Below are 214 nucleotides of genomic sequence, written 5' to 3' on the forward strand. Positions count from 1 at the left end.
TGTCTACGTCGGTGGCGGACAGTTTGACCGCGATGCCTACGCTTGGGTCTTCAGCGCCGGTCGCAGTAGTTTCCGCAGCCACCGGCGCGTCGTTGACCGCAGTCACGGTGATGGTGCCGTTGGCTGGAGCCGAGGTCAGCGGGTTGGTGCCGTCAGCGTTGCCGCCGTCGGTCGCGGTGTAGGTGAAGTCCGCGGTGCCGTGGAAGTTTTCGTT

At 65.0% G+C, this 214-nt stretch carries 1 protein-coding gene; it reads right to left on the reverse strand.

The annotated features are described in order from the left end of the window. A partial coding sequence (locus AB1462_RS32590; RefSeq protein ID WP_367249260.1) for a hypothetical protein occupies window positions 1–214 on the reverse strand: 214 nt, incomplete at both ends.

The organism is Pseudomonas sp. SB113 (assembly GCF_040754745.1).
Lineage (GTDB): Bacteria > Pseudomonadota > Gammaproteobacteria > Pseudomonadales > Pseudomonadaceae > Aquipseudomonas > Aquipseudomonas grimontii.